The organism is Sungkyunkwania multivorans, assembly GCF_042675645.1.
GTDB classification, from domain to species: domain Bacteria; phylum Bacteroidota; class Bacteroidia; order Flavobacteriales; family Flavobacteriaceae; genus Sungkyunkwania; species Sungkyunkwania multivorans.
This window is the reverse complement of record NZ_JBHTJH010000017.1, coordinates 921,139-923,118: the sequence shown is the minus strand read 5'-3', so window position 1 is coordinate 923,118 and position 1,980 is coordinate 921,139. Positions and strand designations below refer to the sequence as shown.

1 pseudogene is annotated in these 1,980 nt (G+C 58.4%); it reads right to left on the bottom strand.

The annotated features are described in order from the left end of the window. A pseudogene (locus tag ACFQ1M_RS15460) lies at window positions 1-1,980 on the bottom strand (hypothetical protein); the annotation flags it as partial.

Sequence of the window (1,980 nt, the reverse complement as noted above, 5' to 3'; positions counted from 1 at the left end):
TCAGCACCGTCTATTCCATTGGCTCCCGCTGGTCCCTGTGGTCCTTGAGGACCTTGGGGACCCTCTAGACTCGCGATGAAGTCGGCCTCGGTTCCAGTGTTCCCTGCATTCAACCATATCTGGTAGGCGGAGTCGCCGTCGATACCATCGGCTCCGTCCACACCATTCGTTCCTGCTGGACCTTGAGGTCCCGTGGCTCCGTCTATTCCATCAGCACCGTCTATTCCATTGGCTCCCGCTGGTCCCTGTGGACCTTGAGGACCTTGGGGACCCTCTAGACTTGCGATGAAGTCGGCCTCGGTTCCAGTGTTCCCGGCATTCAGCCATATCTGATAGGCGGAGTCACCGTCGATCCCGTCAGCACCGTCCACTCCATTCGTTCCATCGATACCATCAGCACCGTCAATTCCATTGGCTCCCGCTGGTCCCTGTGGACCTTGGGGACCCTCTAGACTCGCGATGAAGTCGGCCTCGGTTCCAGTGTTCCCGGCATTCAACCATATCTGGTAGGCAGACAGTCCAATCCCGGCTGGGCCTTGTGGCCCTACTGGACCTTGAGGACCTTGGGGACCCTCTAGACTTGCGATGAAGTCGGCCTCGGTTCCAGTGTTCCCTGCATTCAACCATATCTGGTAGGCGGAGTCGCCGTCGATCCCGTCAGCGCCATCAACACCGTTCGTTCCATCTATTCCATCGGCACCATCGATACCGTCAGCTCCCGCTGGTCCCTGTGGTCCTTGAGGCCCTTGGGGACCCTCTAGACTTGCGATGAAGTCCGCCTCGGTTCCCGTGTTGCCAGCGTTCAACCATATCTGGTAGGCGGAGTCACCGTCGATCCCGTCGGCTCCGTCCACTCCATTCGTTCCTGCTGGACCTTGAGGTCCCGTGGCTCCGTCTATTCCATCGGCACCATCGATCCCGTCAACTCCCGCTGGTCCCTGTGGTCCTTGAGGACCCTCTAGACTTGCGATGAAGTCGGCCTCGGTTCCCGTGTTCCCTGCGTTCAACCATATCTGGTAGGCAGAGTCACCGTCAATACCGTCAGCACCGTCCACTCCATTCGCTCCGTCGACGCCATCGGCTCCTTGTAAACTTGCCAAGAAGTCAGCCTCGGTTCCTGTGTTCCCTGCATTCAACCATATCTGGTAGGCGGAGTCACCGTCAATACCGTCAGCGCCATCAACACCGTTCGTTCCATCGATACCATCAGCACCGTCAATTCCATTGGCTCCCGCTGGTCCCTGTGGACCTTGAGGCCCTTGGGGACCCTCTAGACTTGCGATGAAGTCGGCCTCGGTTCCAGTGTTCCCGGCATTCAACCATATCTGGTAGGCAGAGTCACCGTCGATCCCGTCGGCACCGTCCACTCCGTTCGTTCCATTCGCTCCGTCGACGCCATCGGCTCCTTGTAAACTTGCCAAGAAGTCAGCCTCGGTTCCTGTGTTCCCGGCATTCAACCATATCTGGTAGGCGGAGTCACCGTCGATGCCGTCGGCACCATCAACACCGTTCGTTCCGTCGATACCATCAGCACCATCGATACCATTGGCTCCCGCTGGTCCCTGTGGTCCTTGAGGACCCTCTAGACTTGCGATGAAGTCGGCCTCGGTTCCCGTGTTCCCAGCATTCAACCATATCTGGTAGGCAGACAGTCCAATCCCTGCTGGACCTTGTGGCCCTACTGGACCTTGAGGACCTGTGGCCCCATCTATTCCATCGGCACCATCGATACCGTCAGCTCCCGCTGGTCCCTGTGGTCCTTGAGGCCCTTGGGGACCCTCTAGACTTGCGATGAAGTCGGCCTCGGTTCCAGTGTTCCCGGCATTCAACCATATCTGATAGGCGGAGTCACCGTCAATACCATCGGCACCGTCCACTCCGTTCGTTCCATCGATACCATCAGCACCGTCAATTCCATTGGCTCCCGCTGGTCCCTGTGGTCCTTGAGGCCCTTGGGGACCCTCTAGACTTGCGATGAAA